Genomic DNA, 20625 nt, shown 5'->3' with positions numbered 1-20625 from the left:
TCATCCGTCTCACTCGGGAATCGCGGTGATGAGGGCGCGGTGGAATCGCTCGCCGCGTTCGAGGCTGTCGATCGTGACCCACTCGTCGACCCCGTGGATCGAGGCGCGCTGGGCAGCGGTCATGGCGATCGGCGCGAAGCGGTAGACGGCGGGGGAGAAGCGGTGGAAGTATCGCGAGTCCGTCGCCGCCATCATGAGGTACGGCGCCGTCGTCGCCTCGGGGTATGAGGCTGCGACGGCCTGCGTGATCGCCGCGAACTGGACCGAGTCGGTGGGCGACTCGGGCGACGGGTCGCTGCCCTCGACGACGGTCACCTCGACTTCGGGGTCTCGGATGACGCGGTGCAGATGCGCCACCACCGACTCGACGGTCTCGCCGACGGCGATGCGCAGGTTCAGGGCCGCGGTCGCTTGCGAGGGCAGCACGTTGTCGGCGGTGCCGGCCTCGAGCATCGTGGCCGCGACGGTCGTGTGCACGAGGGCCGCGGGTTCGCCGCCGAGACGTGAGAAGACGCGCGCCGTCACCCACGGCAGGGCGACGAGGAGGCGGAGCAGCAGGCGCGACGCGCCTCGTGTGTGCGGCACGAAGCTCGAGAGCATCGCCCGCATCGATCGCGGCATGCGCTTCGGGAACGGGTTCGGCGCCAGCCGGTCGACGGCACGGGCGATGCGCGCGGTCGGCGTGGTCTTCGGCGGCGCGGAGGCGTGTCCTCCGTCGCCGCGAGCCGTCAGCCGCACGGTGAGCACACCCTTCTCGCCGACGCCGACCATCGCGGCAGGCACCTGCACGAACGGAAGGGGTGCGTCGACCACCGCGCCGCCCTCGTCGAGCACCAGCCACGGGGTGATGCCGCGCTCGCGGAAGAGCGCGGTGATGGCCACTGCCGCCGCCCCGTGGCTCTCCTCGTTGCCGCCGAACGAGAGGTAGACGTCGCGGGCCGGGCTGAACCCGTCGGCGAGGAGGTTCTCGACCGCCTCGAGCACGACGAGCAGCGGGCCCTTGTCGTCGAGGGTGCCGCGACCCCACACCGAGCCGTCGGCGATGCGTCCCTCGAACGGCGGGAAGCGCCATCCGTCGCGCTCGTCGACCGGCACCACGTCGAAATGCGCCATCAGCACGACCGGGTCGCCGTCGCCGCGCCCGCGCCAGTGGAAGAGCAGCCCGAGTTCGGTGACCTGCTCGAAGCCGAGGTGCTCGTGCACGAGCGGGTAGAGCTCGGCGATGAGCGCTCGGAAGCGGTCGAAGTCGGCGAGGCCGCGTTCGGCGAGCTCGGCCGACACCGTCGGCAGTTGCACCATGCGGGAGAGACGTTCGGCTGAGCCGTCGCGAACGGTCACGGGATCGGGCATCCACCCACCCTAAATGAGCGGATGCCGCGGCTCGCGCGGGTCGCTCAGGCGGCGAGATGCACGGCGGGCGTGAGCAGCGCGGCGAGTTCGGCCGCCGAGAGTTCGCGGCCGAATGCGGGGTGCCCCGGCTCGAGGGCGACGCCGTGTCGGAGTTCGCCGCCGTCGACCGGGTCGAAGCCGAGCTCGTCGATGATCTCGGCGACCACGGCCCGGGCCTCGACGTCGTCGCCGACGACGGCGAGGGCGCGCCGCAGGGGAGAGCCGGCGTCCATGCTGTCGTCCTCCATCTCGTGGTAGCCGAGGTGGTTCAGCGACTTCACGACGCGGGCGCGCGGGTTGCGTGCGGCGTTGATCTCGCTCGTCGTGCGGGGGTCGTCGTCGATCTCGGCGATGTTGCCGTCGACCGGCGGCCAGTAGTTCATGGCGTCGACGACGATGCGGCCGTCGAACGCATCCCAGGGCACGGTGCCGGCCTTGCCGAACGGCACGGCGACGATGATGACGTCGGCGGTCGCGGCGAGGATCTCGGGGGAGGTCACCTCTGCCCCGGGGGCGACCACGCCGACGAGCAGGTCGAGCGCGGTCTGACGCGGCGAACCCGCGATGAGCACGCGGTGCCCGGATGCCACGAGGAGGCGGGCGAGGGCTGTGCCCACCTTGCCCGCGCCGTAGATTCCGATGACCGGCCGATCCGTCACGTTTCGATTCTCCCATCACTCGGCGCACCTGATCGATGCGTCGTCATGGAAATGAACGCGCCGGTCGCGGCCGGCATTCCCGCGATCGGTGCGCGCGCCGATGGCGGGGAATAGTCTCGTCCCGACGGTGGTTCCGATTGTCGCGTGCGGATTGCATGCAGGCGTATGGAAATTTGGAGAGGGATCGCGATGTCTGAGCGGTACGAATTCGGGGTCGACACCTTCGGCGACGTGACGAGCGGGGCCGATGGCGGCCTCCTGCCGCACGCGCAGGTGCTGCGCAACGTCGTGGAGGAGGCCGTGCTCGCCGACCGGCTCGGTCTCGACTTCTTCGGCATCGGCGAGCACCACCGAGTGGACTTCGCGGTCTCCGCGCCCGAGGTCGTGCTCGGCACGATCGCCGGTCGCACCGAGCGCATCCACCTCGGCTCGGCGGTCACCGTCCTGAGCTCCGACGACCCGGTGCGCGTGTACGAGCGGTTCGCCACACTCGACGGGCTCTCGAACGGCCGTGCAGAGGTCATCCTCGGCCGCGGCTCGTTCATCGAGTCGTTCCCGCTGTTCGGCTTCGAACTGAACCAGTACCAGGAGCTCTTCGAGGAGAAGCTCAACCTGTTCTCCGCCCTGCTTCCGCAGGAACCGGTCACCTGGAGCGGCCAGCTGCGCTCGTCGCTGACCGACCAGCTCGTCTTCCCGCCCGTCGAGCACGGCCGGCTGAAGACCTGGGTCGGCGTCGGCGGCAGCCCCGAATCCGTCGTGCGCGCGGCCCACTACGGCCTGCCGCTCGTGCTCGCGATCATCGGCGGCAGCCCAGCGCGATTCGCGCCGCTCGCCGACCTGTACCGCCGTGCCCTCGATCAGTTCGGTCACCCGCTCCAGCCGATCGCGATCCACTCGCCGGGGTTCATCGCGGATTCCGACGCCGAGGCGCTCGACACGCTCTGGCCGCACTACAAGGTCAGCATCGACCGCATCGGTCGCGAGCGCGGCTGGGGTGCGGTGGATCGCGACCACTTCGAGAACGAGTCCGGGCCGAACGGCGCGCTCTACGCGGGTTCGCCCGAGAAGGTCGCCGTGAAGATCGCCGAGGCCATGCGCGCCGTCGGGGCGACCCGCTTCGACATGAAGTACTCGAACGGCGCCCTGCCGCACGAGGCCATGATGCGCAGCATCGAGCTCTACGCCACCGAGGTCGTGCCGCGGGTGCGGGAACTCCTCGCAGCCGCTGATGCCGCCGATGCCGAGCTCAGTGCCGTCGCCGACCTCGGTGCATCCGAGCGGGCGGCTTCGGAACTCGCCGCGGCCGATCGAGCGGATGCCGCGGCATCCGCCGACCAGCCGGCCGACTGACCCGGTCCGCCGCGCTCAGGCGGCCGGCGGCACCGCGCTCGCTCCGGCGGCCGCCCGCCGCCGGCGCACGGCCGCCCGGAACCAGAGGGCATCGGGCACGCGCGCGAGGAACGTGCCGGCGACGATCGTGATGAGCACGTATCCCGTCGCGAGCGGTGCGAGTTCGGGGGCGACGACGCCCGAGCCGACCGCGAGCCCCGCGATGACGATCGAGAACTCGCCGCGGGGCGCGAGCGAGAGCCCGGCACGCCATTGTCCGAGCGTGCCGACTCCGGCTCGCCGCGCCGCGTACGAACCGGTGATGAGTTTCGTGATGATCGTCACGAGGGCGAGCGCGAGCGCGGCGGGCAGCATGGACAGCAGCGCCGACGAGTCGGTCGTGAGTCCGAAGAAGACGAAGAAGATCGCGGCGAAGAGGTCGCGGAGCGGAGTCAGCACCTGGCTCGCATTCGCCGCGACCCTGCCCGACAGCGCGATGCCCACGAGGAACGCGCCGACGGCCGCGGACACGCTCACCTCGGCCGCGAGGCCGGCGACGAGCATCGTGAGTCCGAGCACGCCGAGCAGCAGCGGCTCGAAGTGGTCGGCCGGGAAGAGCCGCGAGACGATGTGCCCGTGCCGCAGCGCCACGTAGAGGATGACGGCGACGACGCTCACGGCGATCGCGACGGAGACGGCGCCCTGCATGAGGCTCATGCCGACGACGAGTGCGGAGAGCACCGGCAGGTAGAACGCCATCGCGAGGTCTTCGATGACCAGCAGCGCGAGGATCGCCGGCGTCTCCCGGTTCGAGAGTCGGCCGAGGTCGCGCAGGAGCTTGGCGATGACACCCGACGACGACACCCAGGTGACGCCGGCCATGGCGACCGCCGCGACCGGGCCCCAGCCGAGGAGGAGCGCGAGCGCGGCGCCGGGCAGGGCGTTCAGCGCCGCATCGACGAGGCCCGCGGTGCGCGCGGACTTGAGGCTGCCGAAGAGCTCTGACGCGGTGTACTCGAGGCCGAGCAGGGCGAGCAGCAGGATGACGCCGATCTCGGCGCCGGTCTGGAAGAACTCCTCGCTCGCGTCGAGAGCGATGAACCCGCCCTCGCCGAACGCGAGGCCGAGCACGAGGTAGAACGGGATCGGCGAGATGCCGAACGCGAGCGCGAGGCGCCCGAGCAGACTCATGCCGAGAAGCAGCGCGCCGACTTCGATGAGGAGCAGCGTGGTCTCGTGCATGGGCGGCCTCAGTCGGGGCCGTTGGCGAGCAGCCGGGCTACTCCGTCGAGTCCTTCACGTGTTCCGACGACGACGATGACGTCTCCAGCGCGCAGCGTCTCTGCAGGCGTGGGCGAGGGGATGATCGCACCGTCGCGCACGATGGCCACAATCGAGGCGTGCGTGCGTGTGCGGGCCTTCGTCGCCCCGAGTGTGCGGTTCAGATACGGCGAGTCCGTCGGCAGCGCGATCTGCTCGGTGTAGAGGCCGGCCGTCTCGTCGCTGAGGCTCGTGAGCCGGCTGAGCATGACGGAGGCGCCGAGCACGTCGGCGAGCGCCGCGGCCTCGTCGTCGTTCAGCGGAATGGAGTCGCGGCAGGCGTCGGGATCGTCTTGGTCGAAGAGCCCGAGGTCGCGCTCGCCGTCACGGTGCGAGACGACGCTGATGCGTCGCCCGCTCTCGGTGACGAGGTCGTGACGAATGCCGATCCCCGGGAGGTCGACCTTCTCGATGCGTATACCCACATCCGTAATCGTAACCCCGCGCGGCGGTGTCGCGGCCGGTGGTGCTCAGCGCGGCGGTTCGGCGTGCGTGCGCATCGTCAGCACCGGGGTGCCGGCGTCGTCACCCGCCTCGAACTCGACCCGCACGTCGCCGAGCTCGGCGAGCGATTCGACGTGCGTGCCGCCGCACGCGATGCTGGCGGTGCCGACGGGCAGCTCGGCCACCCAGTACCGGCGGTCGGTGAGCCCGTCGCCCTCGCGGTCGATGCGCACCGGGGCGCCGGCGGCGGCCCACTCGGCGATCGTCGCGGTGACGGATGCCGCGAGCTCGCCGAGCTCGTCGGCGGCGACCGCGGCCGTGTCGAACCCGGCGCGGCGCAGCGACTTGTTCAGGCGGTACACGTCGACGGAGCCGCCCGGCACGATGCGGCTTGACGCGATCGCGATGCCGTCGAAGTCGGGTGCCCCGAGCGCGTCCTCGCGCGCGGCCTTCGACCAATTGCCGGCGAGCGCGGCGTTCAGTGCGAGCGCCGCCGCGTGGCATGCGGTGTGGCCGACCGAGAGGGCGCGGCGCGCCGAGGCATCCGCTCGCACCGTCGCCGTGTCGCCCTCGGCGATCGCTGCGCCGTCGGCGACGAGGTGGGCGACGAGGAACGACCAGCCCTCGCTGCCCTTGCGCACCGGGATGTCGGAGCCGAGGAACAGCTCCGTGCCATCGGTGGCCGCCACGACGGCGTCGACGATCGGAATCTCGGGGCCGCCTGTCGACAATGATCCGGTGTCGGCCGGCTGGTCGGGCCAGGCGGCGTCGACCGGGTGGAAGCTCGTCGTCTCGGTGACGACCGCGACGAGACCGTCACCGGCCGGGGCGATGTGCAGCACGATGCTCTCGGCCTCGAGCGCGCCGCCGGGATACGTGACGATGGTGTCGCGCGAGGGGAGCGTCATGGAGCTCAGACGCCGTCGCTGCGACCGAGGAGGTGGAACGGGATCGCGAGCGACAGCGCCACGGCGATGATGCCGCCGAAGAACACGGGCGCCTGGAATTCGGTCATGACGGGCGCGGTGCCCATGAGCCACATGCCGAAGACGAAGAGTCCCATCGAGATGAGGAAAGTGATGACGTTCACAACGACCTCCAGAGAGTTCCGGTGGCGGTCCGCGCCGCCCGGTCGAGTCTACCGGTCGGGCGTCCCCGGGGTCGGGCTCACGAGTCGATCGGGCCGAGCCAGGCGTTCGCGACCGTCGAATGGGCGGACTCGTCGTCGGACGGGTGGAAGATGCCGGCGAGCACGTCACGGTAGAGGCGGCCGAGTTCGGAGCCCGCGAAGTACGTCGACCCTCCGGAGACGCGGACGGCCTGGTCGACGACGTGCTTGGCGGTCTCGGTCGCACGCACCTTGATGCCCACGAGCTTCGCGAACCAGAAGGCGCCGTGATCGACGAGCTCGTCGAGATCGCGCGCGATCGCGAGCAGCTGCGGCTCGATCGCCTCCTGGGCGAGCGCGGCGTCGGCGATGCGCCAGCGGATGTCGGGGTCCTGCGAGAGCGGCGCGCCGCCGTTCTTCATCGACGTGCGCCGTCGCGCCGCCGCGACGGCGAGGTCGAGCGCCCGATCGCCGATGCCGGCGTACACCGAGGCGAGCAGCAGTTCGAAGTTCGCGAAGATGCCGAAGATGAGGGGGTCGGCGTTCGGCCCGGGATCGAGCCGGCGCACGATGCGGTCGGATGCCGCGAACGCCCCGTCGAGCACGGTCGTGCGGCTCTGGCTCGCCCGCATGCCCATCGTGTCCCAGTCGTCGAGGATCCGCACGTCGGGGTCTTCGCGGTCGATGAAGCCGTAGACGAGCTTCGGTGCATCGGCCGAGACCGAGTCGAGGCCCATCGTCCCGAGCCGGGTCCACGCCGGCGAGAGCGAGGTGAAGATCTTGCGCCCGGTGTACCGGTAGCCGCCATCGGGCTGCGGCTCGGCGAGCGTGCGGGAACCGAAGAGCATGAGGTCGTTGCCGGCCTCGCTGATGCCGAATCCGAAGATCTCGCCGGCGCCCGCCTCGCGCAGCACGAAGTCGAGCGAGTCGTCGCCGCGGTCGCGCAGCACCTTGGCGACGCCGGTCCAGACGAGGTGCATGTTGACGGCGAGTGCGGTCGCCGGAGCAGCGCTCGCGAGGCGCATCTGGCCGCGCACGGCGTCGGCGAACGTCCAGCCGAGGCCGCCGAGCTCGACGGGCACGAGCGCCGTCAGGTAGCCGGCTTCGCGGAGTTCGGCGAGGTCCTCGTCGAAGAAGGCGTTGTCGCGGTCGTAGCGGGCGGCACGTTCGCGGAAGCGTTCGAGCAGCTCGTCGTGCAGCAGGGTCTCAGGCGTGGTGCTCACGCCGCCAGACTACGCCTCGGGCGTCTGGTCGTGCGGGGTGATCACGGGCGGTGCCGGGTCGGCCGGCGGCGGCACTTGCGCGGCGACGGATGCCGCGGCATCCGCTCGACGGGCCCGTCGTCGTCGCGTCGTCAGCATGACGATGCCGACGATGATCGTGACGATGACCGCCGCGGCGAGGAGCCACGGCAGCAGCACGCCGATCGCGACGCTCAACCACGATCCGAAGACGACGAGGGCACCCCAACCGGCGGCGAGGCCGCTCCAGAAGTCGCCGGGCGCGGCGGCGGGCGCCTGGGACTCGGTGACGAGCCCGACGTCGAGGGTCGAGTAGTCGACCTGATCGGCGAGTGCGTCGCGCTGCTGGGTCAGGCTGTCGAGCTCGGCTTGCCGCGTGGTCAGCTCGGACTCGATCGCGATGAGGTCGGGGATCGAGGTCGCGGTGGCGAGGAGCTCGCGCAGCCGGTCGACGGAGGCGGTGAGCGCCTCGATGCGGGCGTCGAGGTCCTGGCGCTGGGCGGTCACGTCGGAGGCGTCCATCGAGACGGAGGTGACGGTGCCGAGTTCCCGGAGGTCGGCGACCACGCCGTCGAGTTCATCGGCCGGGATGCGCAAGGTGAGCCGTGCGCTCGGCGTCTGCGTGTCGGTGCCGGGGGTCTCGTTGCGACTGTCGACCCGCCCGCCGGACGCATCGGCGATGTCGGCGGCGCTCTGCGCTGCGGCGATCGGGTCGTCGACGGTGATCGCGATCGAGCCGGTCGTGATGACGCTCCGGTCGGCGTCGGCCGCTGCGTCACCGCCTTCGACGGACTGCGGGGCTTCGGGCGCCATCTCGCCGCTCGTGACGTCGGGCTCGCCCGTCGACGTGCTCTGCCCGGCCGTGCAGCCGGCGAGGAGCAGGGCGGTGAGCACGGCCGCAACGGCGGCCGTCGGCGCGAGTCGTCGTCTCATGCGCTCACTGTACGGCGGGCCGGGAACGCGATGTCTGGAAGCCGGCTGGGAGTCGGGTCACGATCGGATGTCGCTCCGCGGCATCCGCTCAGTCGTCGTCGGGGTCGCGCCCGGTGCGCTCGCCGCTGTCGAGCGAGGCGATCGCGGCGACGTCGTCGGCGTCGAGCTCGAAGCCGAAGACGTCGAGGTTCTCGCGGATCCGTTCCGGGCGACTTGCCTTCGGGATCACGATGTTGCCGAGCTGCACGTGCCAGCGCAGCACGATCTGCGCGGGGCTCCGCCCGTGCTTGGCGGCAAGCTCGTCGAGCAGGGGAGTGCCGAGCACCCGGCCCCGCGCGAGCGGCGACCACGCCTCGGTGCGGATGCCGCGGGCCGCGTCGAACTCGCGCAGCGCCGTCTGCGGCAGCCACGGATGGAGCTCGACCTGGTTCACGACGGGGGTCTCGCCGGTCTCGGCGACGAGGCGTTCGATGTGGTGGGCGTGGAAGTTCGAGACGCCGATCGAGCGCACCCGGCCCTCGTTCCGGAGCCGGATGAGCGCGCGCCACGTGTCGACGTACCGGTCGGTCGACGGCACCGGCCAGTGGATGAGGAAGAGATCGAGCCGGTCGAGCGCGAACCGCCGCATCGACTCCTCGAAGGCGCGCAGCGTCGACTCGTAGCCGTTGTCGTCCTTCCACACCTTGCTCGTCACGAACAGCTCGTCGCGCGCGAGGCCCGATGCACGCACCGCCTCGCCGACCTCGCGCTCGTTGCCGTAGAACGCCGCGGTGTCGAGGTGCCGGTAGCCCGCGTCGATCGCGTCGAGGCAGAGGCCCGTGGCATCCGCCGCCGGCACCTTGTAGAGGCCGTAGCCGAGTTGCGGGATGCTCGAGCCGTCGGCGAGCGGGAGTCGTGGAGCTGCGGGAAGGGCTCGTGGCATCCGGTGCTTCTCTCAGTGGGCTGCGGCGCGCGTCAGCTCGGCTGCGCCGGCACCGGCTCGGTGTCGGGGATCGGACTGGCGTCGCGCCCGCGGAGGTCGGGATGCCAGCGCCGGCCGAACAGGCCCGCGAGGAAGCCGAGGAAGGCGAGCGCCGCGGCGGCCCAGAAGGCGCCCTGCGGGCCGCTGCTGTCGATGAGGAAACCCGCGAGCGCCGAGCCGAGGGCGGCGCCGATGAGCTGGCCGGTGCCGACCCATCCGTAAGCCTCGGCGGTGTCCGAGAACTTCACGCTCGCCGAGACGATCGCGAAGAGCACGGCCAGCGCCGGTGCGATGCCGATGCCGGCGATGAAGAGGGTGAGCGAGAGCCACCAGAAGTCCATGAGGCCGGCAGCGAGCGCCGTGCCCGCGAACACGATGAACATGCGGCGGGCGGTCGCCCACGGCCCGATCGGCACGTGGCCGAGGAAGAGGCCGCCGGCGAGTGAACCCACCGCGAAGATCGCGAGCACGATGCCGGCTTCGCCGCCGCCGTGACCGAACACCGCCACGACGCCGGCCTCGATCGCCGCGGTGGCGCCGATCAGCAGGAAGCCGACGATGGTCGCGAGGAGTACCGGGGGGCGGCCGAGCACGGCGCCGAAGCGCCGCTTCGAGCGGGGGATGCGCACCCGGCCGAGCTCCGGCGAGGAGATGAACCAGATGCCGCCGACGACCATGAGCACTGCGGCGAGGAGGATCGCCCAGACCGTGCCGATCTGGGTCGCGACGAATGTGGTGACCACGGGGCCGACGACCCAGATGATCTCCTGTGCCGAGGCATCGAGTGAGAACAGCGGGGTGAGCTGGCGGGAGTTCACCATCTTCGGATAGATCGTGCGCACCGCCGGTTGCACGGGCGGGTTGGCGAGACCCGCGACCAGTCCGATCGCCATGTAGAGGGGCACCGTGAGCGGCAGCACCGCGATCGCGACGATCGCCGTCACGCAGATCGCGAGGGTCGCGATGAGCACGGGCCGCATGCCGAGCCGACCCATGAGCCGGCTCGTGAGCGGGCCGGCGACGGCCTGGCCGATCGAGGTCGCCGCGAGCACGAGTCCGGCGGCCCCGTAGGAGCCCGTCTGCTGCTCGACATGCAGCAGGAAGGCCAGCGAGAGCATGCCCGACGGGAAGCGCGCGGTCAACTGGGCGGCGATGATGCGAGCGACGCCCGAGGTTCTGAGCAGATCGGAGTAGCTTCCCACGGTGCGATCAACTCTATCGATGGCCGGATCGTGATCTCGAAGCCGAATCCAGCGCGCCGCAGGTGACATAAGCTCGGTCTGTAACGGCGCCGGGGCCAGAGTCTTCGTCGTCGATCCCCATCGCAACGACAGAGGTTCTCCCATGCACTCCCGACGCCTGCTCATTCCGACCGTAGCTGCGGCTGCGGCCGCGGTCCTCCTCCTCTCCGGCTGTGTCGACAACACGACCGGCGGCGGCGAACCGGCCACCGATGCCTCGGCCCCCACGATCGCGGTCGACGAGGCCGCCGCGGCCCTGCTGCCCGCCGACATCGCCGATTCCGGCAAGCTCGTCGTCGGCACCGACGCCGCCTACGCGCCCAACGAGTTCAAGGACGCCGACGGCAACCCGATCGGATGGGACGTCGACCTCGTCGACGCCCTCGGCGCCAAGCTCGGCCTCGAGGTGCAGTACGAGATCGCGAGCTTCGACAAGATCATCCCCTCGATCACCGGCGGCACCATGGACATGGGCATGTCGAGCTTCACCGACAATGCCGAGCGCCAGAAGCAGGTCGACTTCGTCGACTACTACAGCGCCGGCATCCAGTGGGCCGCTCCCGCGGGCAAGACCGTCGACCCCGACGACGCCTGCGGCCTGAAGGTCGCCGTGCAGGCCACGACGTACGAGCACACCGACGAACTGCCCGCGAAGAGCCAGGCCTGCGTCGACGCAGGCAAGCCCGCGATCCAGATCACGCCGTTCGACACGCAGGACGCAGCGGCGAACGCCGTGGTGCTCGGCCAGGCCGACGCCATGAGCGCCGACTCGCCCGTCACGGGCTACGCGATCTCCCAGACCGACGGCAAGCTCGAGGCCGCCGGCGAGGTGTTCGACTCCGCTCCCTACGGCTTCCCCGTGGAGAAGGGCTCGGAGCTCGCCGCAGCGGTTCAGACCGCGATGCAGTCGCTCATCGACGACGGTACCTACGGCGACATCCTCGCCGAGTGGGGCGTCGAGTCGGGCGGCGTCGACACCATCGAGATCAACGCGGGCACCTGATGAACGACGCGTCCTCCGGCCGGACAGAGACGTCCGTGCCGGCGGGCGGCCCCGGGGCCGCCCCGGTGCCGACGAAGATCGTGCGGCTGCGGCATCCGTGGCGCATCGCCTTCGCCGTCGTCATCCTCGCCATCGTCGCCGTCGTCGTCATCGACGCCGCGCAGCGCCCGGCCTTCGACTGGCCGACCGTCGGCAAGTACCTCTTCGATCAGCGCATCTCGCAGGCAGCGGGGTACACCCTGCTCCTCACCGTGCTCTCGATGGTCATCGGCGTCGTGCTGGGCATCATCCTCGCGGTCATGCGGCAGTCCGAGAACCCTGTGCTGAAGGGCGTCGCGTGGGTCTGGCTCTGGATCTTCCGCGGTACTCCGGTCTACGTGCAGCTCGTCTTCTGGGGCCTGCTCGCCACGATCTACACCTCGATCGACCTCGGTGTGCCGTTCATGGAGCCGTGGGTCTCATTCCCGACGACGGCCCTGCTGAACACCTTCTGGCTCGCGGTCATCGGCCTCGCGCTCAACGAGTCGGCCTACATGGCCGAGATCGTGCGGGCCGGGCTGCTCTCGGTCGACTCGGGCCAGAGCGAGGCGGCGACGGCGCTCGGCATGGGCTGGGGCACGACGATGCGCCGGGTCGTGCTGCCGCAGGCGATGCGCGTGATCATCCCGCCGACCGGCAACGAGGTCATCTCGATGCTGAAGACGACCTCGCTCGTCTCGGCGATCCCGTTCACGCTCGAGCTGTACATGCGCCAGCGCGACATCGCGGCCGCGATCTTCGCACCGGTCCCGCTCCTGATCGTCGCGTCGATCTGGTACCTCGCGATCACCTCGGTGCTCATGGTCGGCCAGTACTTCCTCGAGAAGCGCTTCGCACGCGGCGTCGGGGATCGTCCCGACACGGGCCCTGGCCCGGTCACGGGTGCGATGTCGACCGATGGCCTCGAGCAGGTCGATCCCGAGGCGGGACTCGCCGCCAGGCATGGAGGAGACGCTCGATGAGCGAACAGACGACGACGCCCGCAGGCGACGACGAGTCGGTTGCGGTGTCGCAGACGCCGATGGTGCTCGCCGAGCACGTGTCGAAGAGCTTCGGCTCCAACGAGGTGCTGAAGGACATCTCGCTCGAGGTCAGGCGCGGCGAGGTGCTCTGCCTGGTCGGCCCGTCGGGCTCGGGCAAGTCGACGTTCCTGCGTTGCATCAACCACCTCGAGCAGGTCTCGTCGGGGCGCCTCTCGGTCGACGGCTCGGTCGTCGGGTACCGCGAGGTCGGCGACAAGCTCTACGAGATGCACCCGAAGGATGCCGCGAAGCAGCGCCGTGACATCGGCATGGTGTTCCAGCGGTTCAACCTGTTCCCGCACATGACGGCCCTCGAGAACGTCATGGAGGCGCCGACCCAGGTCAAGGGCGTCTCGAGGTCGAAGGCCAAGGCCCGCGCACACGAGCTGCTCGCACGCGTCGGCCTCGCCGAGCGGGCCGACTACTACCCGGCTCACCTCTCCGGAGGGCAGCAGCAGCGGGTGGCGATCGCACGGGCGCTCGCGATGGATCCGAAGCTCATGCTCTTCGACGAGCCCACGTCGGCGCTCGATCCCGAGCTCGTCGGCGAGGTGCTCGACGTCATGAAGGAACTCGCGAAGACCGGCATGACCATGATCGTCGTCACGCACGAGATGGGCTTCGCCCGCGAGGTGGCCGACACGCTCGTGTTCATGGACGGCGGCGTGGTCGTCGAGACCGGCGACCCTCGCGAGGTGCTTGCGAACCCGCAGCACGCGCGCACGCAGGCGTTCCTCTCGAAGGTGCTCTAACCGACTCTGCGGGTTGAGCCTGTCGAAACCAGGCTCAGCCCTGCAGCACCTTCGTGATGCGCTGCAACGACACGCTCTCGGCCGCGCGCAGTTCCTGCGCGAAGAGGCTGATGCGCAGCTCCTCGATGAGCCAGCGCGCACGCACCACGTTCGCCGGGGCATCCGGTGCCAGCGGAATCGTGCCCCCGGCTTCGGCGAAGCGGGTGAGCGCCGTCTGCACCTCGTTCATCCACACCCGGTCGCGGCCGGGGTTGTCGACGAGCTTGCCGACGCGCATCGTGACGCCCTCGAGGTAGCGGGGCACATGCCGCAGGCGCTCGAGGCCGGTGCGCGAGACGAACCCCGGGAAGACGAGGCCGGCGAGCTGCTCCTTGGCGTCGCTGAGGGCAGGCAGCAGCGCCATGCTCGTCGCCGATTTGACGGTCTTCTCGGCGGTGCGGAGCGCCGTGAGGGTTCGGGCGACGAGGCCGACGGTCTCGAACATGGTGTCCATGACGACGCCCGAGACGCGGTCGCGCACGGTGTCGAACTCGAGCTTCGTGAAGAGCATGCCGTCGTCCTTCACGCGATACAGCACGTCGTTCACGCAGGCGACGAGGCAGTCGGCGAAGAGCGCGGTCGTGCTCGGGTACGGGCTCGTCGCGAGGATGAGCTTCTCGTTGCCCGTGAGGTGCTGCTGCACGTAGTTGACGGGTGACGGCGTCGCGAGCATGAGCAGACGACGGATGCCGCCGGGCATCGCCCGCGCCTGCTCCTCGGGCGTCGCGAGCAGTCTGATGTTCACGGCGGTGCCGTCGTCGATGAGGGCCGGGTAGGCGCGCACCCGGTTGCCGCCGACCGTGGTGTCGACGAAGCGGGGGAGCTCGGCGAAGTCCCAGCTGGTGAGCCCGGTGCGCTCGATGCCGGCGCCCGGCGCCTCACCTGCCGCGGCGATCGAGCCGGGCGTGACCGGCCCGTCGACCTGGCGCGGCCCTCGAGGCCCGCGCTCGCCGCGGGCGGGCGTCGCGAACGTGTCGGCGACGGCGTCGCGGGCCCGGTCGGCGAGCTGCGCCTGCAGCGCCCGAAGGTCCTTGCCGACGGCGAGCTGCTTGCCGCGGCCGTCGACGACCCGGAAGGACATCTGCAGGTGCGGCGGAATCCGGTCCATCGCGAAGTCGGCGCCCGTCACCGGCGTGTGGGTCAGGCGCTTGATCGCGGCGGCGACCTCGTCGGCGAACGACATGCCCGCCGGGGCATCCGCTTCGCCGAGCTCGGCGACGATCTTCGCGGCCCAGTCGGCCGCGGGCACCACGTTTCGGCGGATCACCTTCGGCAGGGCCTTGATCATGGCGGTGACGAGTTCGGTGCGGAGGCCGGGCACCTGACGGTCGAACCCCTCGGGGCGGAGCCGTGCGAGCAGCACGAGCGGCACCTGCGCGGTGACGCCGTCGTCGGATGCCCCGGGCTCGAAGCGATACCGCAGCGAGAGCGTCTGATCGTCCTGCTTCCAGTTCGGCGGGAACGCGTCCTCGTCGATCGCGGGCGCGTCCTCGGGAGCGAGCGCCTCGGCCGTCATCGTCAGCAGATCGGGCGACTCCTGCTTCGCCGCGCGCCACCAGGTCTCGAAGAGCCGGGTCGAGGTGACGTCGCCCGGGATGCGCGAGTCGTAGAACTCGAAGACCGCCTCGTCGTCGAAGAGGATGTCGCGTCGCCGGCTGCGCTCCTCCACGGCCTCGAGCTCGGCGCGGAGCTTCCGGTTCTTCCGGTCGAAGTCGAAGAGCCGATCGCGGCGGATGTCGTTCGGCCAGTCGCCCTCGACGAGCGCGTGCCGGAGGAAGAGCTCCCGTGCGTACGCCTGGTCGACGCGGGAGAGCTGGATGCGCCGGCGCGCGACGATCGGCACGCCGTAGAGGGTGACCTTCTCGTAGGCGACGGCCGAGCCCTGCCGCTTCTCCCAGTGCGGCTCGCTGTAGCTGCGCTTGAGGAGCGACCCCGCGAGCGGCTCGGCCCACGCCGGGTCGATCGCCGCGTTCATGCGGGCGAAGAGCCGGCTCGTCTCGACGAGCTCGGCGCTCATGATGGCGTCGGGCTGCTTCTTCGCGAGCGCCGAGCCCGGGAAGATCAGGAAGCGCGACTGCCGGGCGCCGAGGTACTCGCCCTTGGGCTTGCGCCCACCGGATGGCGCGCCGCCGCGGGTGCCCGATTGGGTCGTGCTCGCGGGGGAGTCCTTCAGCCCGATGTGGCTGAGGAGTCCGGCGAGCAGCGACTTGTGGATCAGGTCGGCGTCGGGAGCCGAGCCGCCACCGGGGGTCTTGTCGTCGATCTCGAGTCCGAGCGGCCGGCTCATCTGCCGCAGCTGCCGGTAGACGTCGTTCCACTCGCGCACGCGCAGGTAGTTCAGGAACTCGTTCTTGCACATGCGCCGGAACGCGCTCGAGCCGAGCTCACGCTGCTGCGTCTCGAGGTGATTCCAGAGGTTCAGCAGGGTGATGAAGTCGCTCGTCGGGTCGGCGAAGCGGGCGTGCTGCTCGTCGGCCTGCTGGCGGCGTTCGAGCGGGCGCTCCCTCGGGTCCTGGATCGTGAGGCCGGCGACGATCGCGAGCACCTCGCGGCTCACGCCGTGCTGCTTGGACTCCACGACCATCCGGCCGAATCGCGGTTCGATCGGGAGTTTCGCGAGGGCGCGGCCGACCTTCGTCAGTCGGTTCCCGGCCGCCGCGCCGCCGGAGGCGTCGACCGCCCCGAGCTCCCGCAGCAGCTCCACTCCGTCTTTCACGCCGCGCGCGTCGGGCGGGGTGAGGAACGGGAACGCCTCGATGTCGCCGAGGCCGAGCGAGATCATCTGCAGGATGACCGCGGCGAGGTTCGTGCGCAACACCTCGGGCTCGGTGAACTCCGGACGCCGCGCGAAGTCCTCTTCGGAGTAGAGGCGGATCGCGATGCCGTCGCTCGTGCGGCCCGACCGGCCGGAGCGCTGGTTCGCCGAGGCCTGCGAGATCGCCTCGATCGGCAGCCGCTGCACCTTCGAGCGCACCGAGTAGCGACTGATGCGCGCGGTGCCGGCGTCGATCACGTACTTGATCCCCGGAACCGTGAGGCTGGTCTCGGCGACGTTCGTCGCGAGCACCACGCGGCGGCGCACGCCGGCGACGGTCGAGGGCTGGAACACGCGGTGCTGGTCGGCCGCCGAGAGCCGCCCGTAGAGCGGGAGCACCTCGGTGACGGCGGCCCCCCGCCCGGAGTAGTGCCCGCGGACCGCCTCTTCGGCGTCGCGGATCTCGTTCTCGCCCGAGAGGAAGACCAGCACGTCGCCGCGCGATTCCCGGTCGAGCTCGTCGAGGGCCTCGATGATGCCCTGCAGGTAGTCCTTGTCGTCGGCCGCCACCCTGCCGGTTGAGCCTGTCGAAACCCGCCCGCGACCAGTCGCCTGCCCTGTGCCCACCGTTTCGGGCTCATCATCGGGGTCGTCGCTCGCCGAGTCCTCGGCCACAAGCGGGCGGTAGCGGATCTCGACGGGGAAGGTGCGACCCGACACCTCGATGATCGGGGCCGGCTCGCCGGATGCATCCGCGAAGTGCTTGGCGAAGCTCTCGGGGTCGATCGTCGCACTCGTGACGATGACCTTCAGGTCGGGGCGCTTCGGCAGCAACTGCTTGAGGTAGCCGAGCAGGAAGTCGATGTTGAGGCTGCGCTCGTGGGCCTCGTCGATGATGATCGTGTCGTACCGGCGCAGCATCCGGTCGTGGTGCATCTCGTTCAGCAGGATGCCGTCGGTCATCAGCTTGATGCGCGTCGAGGCGCTCGCCTTGTCGGTGAACCGCACCTGGTAGCCGACGACCCCGCCGACCTCATCGCCGAGCTCGTCGGCGATGCGTTCGGCGATCGTGCGGGCGGCGAGCCGCCGGGGCTGCGTGTGGCCGATGGATTCACGGCCGAGCTCGAGGCAGATCTTCGGCAGCTGCGTGGTCTTGCCCGAACCGGTCGCGCCGGCGACGATGACGACCTGGTTCTCGCGGATGGCGCGCGCGATCTCCTCACGCTGCCGGGAGACGGGCAGCTCGGCGGGGTAGGTGATCTCGGCAAGCACAGCCCTCCATCGTATGCGGTCGACCGAGGTCAGGCACGTCTGAGCCCTGCCGTATCCGAATGCGGCGCGAGCGGGGTCGTGGTAGAACTCCCTCATGTCGACCGAGGTCGAGGCACCGGCGGAGCCGATCCCGGCGCGCGTCAGCGGCACGGGGGCGCTCCTCGGACTGCCGATCCTGAGGGTTGCGCTCGTCGGTCTCGCGGCCCTCTGCACCTGGATCGCGCTCGCGCTCACGGCCGAGCCCGGGCCGTTCCCGCCGGGCATGCTGTTCGCCGCGGCGACGATGCTGCCGGTGAACGTGCTCTCGATCGTGCTCGTGCGCCAGGCGCTGCACCGTTCGGGGCAGCGAGCACGCGACCTGATCGACTTCTCGTGGCGAAGACTCGGCCGCGACGTGCTGTGGGGTCTGCTCTGGCTCGCGGTGCTGTGGCTGCCGTTCATCCTCGCGGTCTTCGGCGTGATGTTCGCCCTCCACGGCGGCGCCGCGCTCGAGCACTTCGAGACGGTCTTCTCCGACGCGGATGCCGCCCCGCCGCTGAACCGCGCCTGGCTCACGGTCCTCGCCGTCGTCTCCGTCGTGACGTTCGCTCCGCTGAACGCGCCGGCAGAAGAGCTCATCTACCGCGGCTACTCGCAGTGGGGGCTCGAGCGGCGGTGGCCAACGTTCTGGGCGATCGTCGTGCCGTCGGCGATCTTCGCGCTGCAGCACGTCTTCTACGCGGCGACCGCCGATGCGGTGCTCGTCTACCTCGCGGCGTTCTTCGTCTGGGGCCTCGGCTCGGGCCTCATCGTGCACTTCCAGCGGCGGCTGATGCCGATCATCATCGCCCACCTCCTCGTCAACCTCATGACGAGCGCGCCGGCGCTCGTGCTGCTCTTCCTCCCCGACTCGGCACTGGCCTCCTGACGCACGCGATTCGGATCGGACCCGCTCGGGCGGTTACGGTGTCGGCATGGGTGAGCACGAGTTCGAGACCGCGTTCCGCGAGTGGCAGCAGTCGCGCTGGCATGCGGTCTCGGCGCCGCACGGCACGGCGGCGCTGCGGCACACCCATTGGCTCGCGGCCGAGCCGGCCGAGTACGCCGGCGCGCCGGGACGGTGGCACGCCGAATCCGCGAACGTCGTCGGAGCGCTGCGCAACGGCACCGAGGCGCGGCTCGCACCCGGCGAGGAACTCGAGCTCGACGGGGTGCGGTTGCGCGCCTTCGAGCGCGACGGCGCACTCGCGCTGCGCGTCATCGATCCGGATGCCCCGAGCCGCACGTCGCTCGTCGCGATCGAGGCGTACCCGCCCTCGCCCGAACGCGTCGTGACCGGCCGGTTCACGCCCGCGGGCGCCGGAGCGACCCTCGACGTGACCTCCGTCGACGGACACGAGTCGAACGACCGCCTCGGCGGTGCGATCGAGCTCGAGATCGACGGCGTTCCCGTCGAGCTCACCGTCACGCGAGACGATCACGGCCTCTCGGCGGTGCTCGCCGATGCCACGAGCGGCGGCGAGAGCTACCGCTTCCGATTCCTCCGGGTGCCCGAACCCGCGGCCGACGGCACGGTCGCCGTCGACTTCAACCGCGCCTACCTGCCGCCGTGCGCGTTCTCCGACGAGTACGTCTGCCCGTTGCCGCCGCTCGGCAACCGCTGGCCAGTCGCGCTTCGCGCGGGGGAGCGGCTCGCCACGCGGCATCCGCTGCCCGAAGTCGACGCCGAGGTCGGCGCCGGCGCCGGCGCCGAGGTCGACGCCGCCTGATTCGCGGGCAGCGAACCGCACTGTCGACTGCCGGTGCACCCGTGGTGGGATGAAGCATGACTTCTGTTCCCCGCATCCAGCTCAACGACGGCCACTCGATCCCTCAGCTCGGCTTCGGTGTCTTCAAGGTCGACCCTCACGAGACGGTGCGCATCGTCAGCGACGCGCTCGAGGTGGGATACCGGCACATCGACACGGCACGCATCTACGGCAACGAGGCAGGCGTCGGCACCGCGCTCGCCGAATCCGGCATTCCGCGTGAAGAGCTGTTCATCACCACGAAGCTCTGGAACACCGATCACGGCACGCAGTCGGCGTTCGACGCGTTCGACGCGAGCCTCGAACGACTGGGGCTCGACGAGGTCGACCTGTACCTGATCCACTGGCCGTCGCCGAAGGGCGACCGGTACGTCGAAGCCTGGAAGGCGCTCGAGCAGATCCGCGAGAGCGGGCGGGCGCGATCGATCGGCGTCTCGAACTTCCTCGTGCCGCACCTCGAGCGGCTGCTCGCCGAGACCGATGTGGTGCCGGCCGTCGACCAGATCGAGTTGCACCCGGCTCATCAGCAGCCGGCCACCGCTGCGTTCGCCGAGCAGCACGGCATCGCGATCGAGGCCTGGGGCCCGCTCGGCCAGGGCAAGTACCCGCTCTTCGACGTGCCCGAGATCGCGGATGCCGCGGAGGCGCACGGCAAGAGCCCGGCGCAGGTCGTCATCCGCTGGCACCTGCAGCGCGGCCACATCGTCTTCCCGAAGTCGAACCGGCGTGAGCGCATGGCCGAGAACTTCGATGTCTTCGACTTCGAGCTGAGCGATGCGGAGGTCCAGGCGATCACCGCCCTCGAGCGCGAGGGCCGCGTCGGCTCCCACCCTGCCGATGTCGACTGACGGATGACGCGGATCCGCGCATCTCAGCGCGACACGCCCGGGATGCAGGCGGGATTTGCCCGTCTCCCGGGATCCGCGTAAATTCTTACTCATCGCCACGGCGGTGCGGGAAGCGGCTGAGAGATCAGGGCTTCCCGGCCGAGACGGTGAGATTCTTAGCCAAATAGCCTCGTAGTCGCATTGCGACTCGGTGATTTCAAGCCTAAGATGAAACCCCCACTTCAGAACGAACATGATCTTCGGGTCGTGTTCTTGTTGTGTGAACAACTGCTGTTTCAGGCACGTGATCTTCAGATCCGAATGGCTGAATGACATCGAGTGATCGAGTCCGGCAAGAGAAGTGGTACGGTAGGTAGGTTGCCCTGAGGGCAGGTCTTGAGACCGAAACTCGGGTGCGTCCGTTCCTTGAGAACTCAACAGCGTGCACTATGTTCAATGCCAAATTATTGAACCCCGACCCCATCGTTTGGTGGGGGGAGGATT

The 20625-nt window shown here is 70.2% G+C and carries 18 protein-coding genes; 7 read left to right on the top strand and 11 right to left on the bottom strand.

Features of this window, described 5'->3' with window-relative positions; translation table 11 throughout:
• Positions 1 to 9: 9 nt before the first annotated feature.
• A complete protein-coding gene (locus BUR99_RS17450) occupies positions 10 to 1350 on the bottom strand; it encodes a M20/M25/M40 family metallo-hydrolase (protein ID WP_074261684.1) in 1341 nt (446 codons plus the stop codon).
• Between the two features lie 44 nt (positions 1351 to 1394).
• Positions 1395 to 2048, bottom strand: a complete 654-nt coding sequence (locus BUR99_RS17445; protein ID WP_074261683.1) for an NADPH-dependent F420 reductase — start codon at positions 2046 to 2048, stop codon at positions 1395 to 1397.
• 189 nt (positions 2049 to 2237) lie between these two features.
• Between BUR99_RS17445 and BUR99_RS17440 the strand changes: the two genes are divergently transcribed.
• On the top strand, positions 2238 to 3398 hold the full coding sequence (locus tag BUR99_RS17440; protein ID WP_084184119.1) for an LLM class flavin-dependent oxidoreductase: 1161 nt from the start codon (positions 2238 to 2240) through the stop codon (positions 3396 to 3398).
• A 15-nt stretch (positions 3399 to 3413) separates the two neighbouring features.
• Here BUR99_RS17440 and BUR99_RS17435 read toward each other — a convergent pair whose 3' ends face one another.
• The 8 genes from BUR99_RS17435 to BUR99_RS17405 all read right to left on the bottom strand — a co-directional run bounded on the left by BUR99_RS17435 (position 3414) and on the right by BUR99_RS17405 (position 10586).
• The gene (locus BUR99_RS17435; RefSeq protein ID WP_074261682.1) at positions 3414 to 4619 is read right to left on the bottom strand and encodes a cation:proton antiporter; all 1206 of its coding nucleotides are present in this window, start codon (positions 4617 to 4619) and stop codon (positions 3414 to 3416) included.
• Between the two features lie 8 nt (positions 4620 to 4627).
• Positions 4628 to 5122, bottom strand: coding sequence for a cation:proton antiporter regulatory subunit (locus BUR99_RS17430; protein WP_022894277.1), 495 nt, complete (start codon positions 5120 to 5122; stop codon positions 4628 to 4630).
• 45 nt (positions 5123 to 5167) lie between these two features.
• Positions 5168 to 6049 carry an alanyl-tRNA editing protein gene (locus BUR99_RS17425; RefSeq protein WP_074261681.1) on the bottom strand — a complete coding sequence of 294 codons (882 nt, stop codon included), beginning with the start codon at positions 6047 to 6049 and terminating at the stop codon, positions 5168 to 5170.
• Between the two features lie 5 nt (positions 6050 to 6054).
• On the bottom strand, positions 6055 to 6231 hold the full coding sequence (locus tag BUR99_RS20305) for a hypothetical protein (protein WP_159441007.1): 177 nt from the start codon (positions 6229 to 6231) through the stop codon (positions 6055 to 6057).
• 77 nt (positions 6232 to 6308) lie between these two features.
• The gene (locus BUR99_RS17420; protein ID WP_074261680.1) at positions 6309 to 7472 is read right to left on the bottom strand and encodes an acyl-CoA dehydrogenase family protein; all 1164 of its coding nucleotides are present in this window, start codon (positions 7470 to 7472) and stop codon (positions 6309 to 6311) included.
• Between the two features lie 9 nt (positions 7473 to 7481).
• Positions 7482 to 8423 carry a DUF4349 domain-containing protein gene (locus BUR99_RS17415; RefSeq protein ID WP_074261679.1) on the bottom strand — a complete coding sequence of 314 codons (942 nt, stop codon included), beginning with the start codon at positions 8421 to 8423 and terminating at the stop codon, positions 7482 to 7484.
• A gap of 88 nt (positions 8424 to 8511) precedes the next feature.
• A complete protein-coding gene (locus BUR99_RS17410) occupies positions 8512 to 9345 on the bottom strand; it encodes an aldo/keto reductase (protein WP_074261678.1) in 834 nt (277 codons plus the stop codon).
• Between the two features lie 32 nt (positions 9346 to 9377).
• Entirely contained in the window at positions 9378 to 10586 is a 1209-nt protein-coding gene (locus BUR99_RS17405; protein ID WP_074261677.1) for an MFS transporter, read from the bottom strand.
• Between the two features lie 142 nt (positions 10587 to 10728).
• Here BUR99_RS17405 and BUR99_RS17400 point away from each other — a divergent pair, with 142 nt between their 5' ends.
• From BUR99_RS17400 to BUR99_RS17390, 3 genes are read left to right on the top strand one after another with little or no spacing between them, the layout of a single operon-like run.
• A complete protein-coding gene (locus BUR99_RS17400) occupies positions 10729 to 11628 on the top strand; it encodes an ABC transporter substrate-binding protein (RefSeq protein ID WP_074261676.1) in 900 nt (299 codons plus the stop codon).
• Positions 11628 to 12629 carry an amino acid ABC transporter permease gene (locus tag BUR99_RS17395; protein WP_074261675.1) on the top strand — a complete coding sequence of 334 codons (1002 nt, stop codon included), beginning with the start codon at positions 11628 to 11630 and terminating at the stop codon, positions 12627 to 12629. Before BUR99_RS17400 ends, BUR99_RS17395 begins: the two co-directional genes overlap by 1 nt.
• A gap of 59 nt (positions 12630 to 12688) precedes the next feature.
• Positions 12689 to 13441: an amino acid ABC transporter ATP-binding protein gene (locus BUR99_RS17390; protein WP_143231717.1), complete on the top strand. Its 753-nt coding sequence runs from the start codon at positions 12689 to 12691 to the stop codon at positions 13439 to 13441.
• 34 nt (positions 13442 to 13475) lie between these two features.
• Here BUR99_RS17390 and hrpA read toward each other — a convergent pair whose 3' ends face one another.
• The gene (gene hrpA / locus BUR99_RS17385) at positions 13476 to 17507 is read right to left on the bottom strand and encodes an ATP-dependent RNA helicase HrpA (RefSeq protein WP_234980905.1); all 4032 of its coding nucleotides are present in this window, start codon (positions 17505 to 17507) and stop codon (positions 13476 to 13478) included.
• A 94-nt stretch (positions 17508 to 17601) separates the two neighbouring features.
• Here hrpA and BUR99_RS17380 point away from each other — a divergent pair, with 94 nt between their 5' ends.
• The 3 genes from BUR99_RS17380 to BUR99_RS17370 are packed head-to-tail and all read left to right on the top strand — an operon-like array spanning position 17602 to position 20142.
• Complete coding sequence (locus tag BUR99_RS17380) at positions 17602 to 18414, top strand: CPBP family intramembrane glutamic endopeptidase (protein ID WP_074261673.1); 813 nt, start codon at positions 17602 to 17604, stop codon at positions 18412 to 18414.
• Positions 18415 to 18460: 46 nt separating this feature from the next.
• On the top strand, positions 18461 to 19255 hold the full coding sequence (locus BUR99_RS17375; RefSeq protein WP_074261672.1) for a DUF1684 domain-containing protein: 795 nt from the start codon (positions 18461 to 18463) through the stop codon (positions 19253 to 19255).
• Between the two features lie 56 nt (positions 19256 to 19311).
• Entirely contained in the window at positions 19312 to 20142 is an 831-nt protein-coding gene (locus BUR99_RS17370) for an aldo/keto reductase (protein ID WP_074261671.1), read from the top strand.
• Positions 20143 to 20625: the final 483 nt, after the last annotated feature.

Source organism: Agromyces cerinus subsp. cerinus (genome assembly GCF_900142065.1).
GTDB classification, from domain to species: Bacteria; Actinomycetota; Actinomycetes; order Actinomycetales; family Microbacteriaceae; genus Agromyces; species Agromyces cerinus.
The sequence above is the reverse complement of the archived record's forward strand: the minus strand, read 5'-3'. Positions and strand labels throughout refer to the sequence as shown.

What these genes read in the sequence shown, in the direction of transcription:
- BUR99_RS17450 (WP_074261684.1), bottom strand. Translation starts at nt 1,350, where the DNA reads ATGCCCGATCCCGTGACCGTTCGCGACGGCTCAGCCGAACGTCTCTCC.
- BUR99_RS17440 (WP_084184119.1), top strand. Translation starts at nt 2,238, where the DNA reads ATGTCTGAGCGGTACGAATTCGGGGTCGACACCTTCGGCGACGTGACG.
- BUR99_RS17435 (WP_074261682.1), bottom strand. Translation starts at nt 4,619, where the DNA reads ATGCACGAGACCACGCTGCTCCTCATCGAAGTCGGCGCGCTGCTTCTC.
- BUR99_RS17425 (WP_074261681.1), bottom strand. Translation starts at nt 6,049, where the DNA reads ATGACGCTCCCCTCGCGCGACACCATCGTCACGTATCCCGGCGGCGCG.
- BUR99_RS17415 (WP_074261679.1), bottom strand. Translation starts at nt 8,423, where the DNA reads ATGAGACGACGACTCGCGCCGACGGCCGCCGTTGCGGCCGTGCTCACC.
- BUR99_RS17410 (WP_074261678.1), bottom strand. Translation starts at nt 9,345, where the DNA reads ATGCCACGAGCCCTTCCCGCAGCTCCACGACTCCCGCTCGCCGACGGC.
- BUR99_RS17400 (WP_074261676.1), top strand. Translation starts at nt 10,729, where the DNA reads ATGCACTCCCGACGCCTGCTCATTCCGACCGTAGCTGCGGCTGCGGCC.
- BUR99_RS17395 (WP_074261675.1), top strand. Translation starts at nt 11,628, where the DNA reads ATGAACGACGCGTCCTCCGGCCGGACAGAGACGTCCGTGCCGGCGGGC.
- BUR99_RS17390 (WP_143231717.1), top strand. Translation starts at nt 12,689, where the DNA reads ATGGTGCTCGCCGAGCACGTGTCGAAGAGCTTCGGCTCCAACGAGGTG.
- BUR99_RS17380 (WP_074261673.1), top strand. Translation starts at nt 17,602, where the DNA reads ATGTCGACCGAGGTCGAGGCACCGGCGGAGCCGATCCCGGCGCGCGTC.
- BUR99_RS17375 (WP_074261672.1), top strand. Translation starts at nt 18,461, where the DNA reads ATGGGTGAGCACGAGTTCGAGACCGCGTTCCGCGAGTGGCAGCAGTCG.
- BUR99_RS17370 (WP_074261671.1), top strand. Translation starts at nt 19,312, where the DNA reads ATGACTTCTGTTCCCCGCATCCAGCTCAACGACGGCCACTCGATCCCT.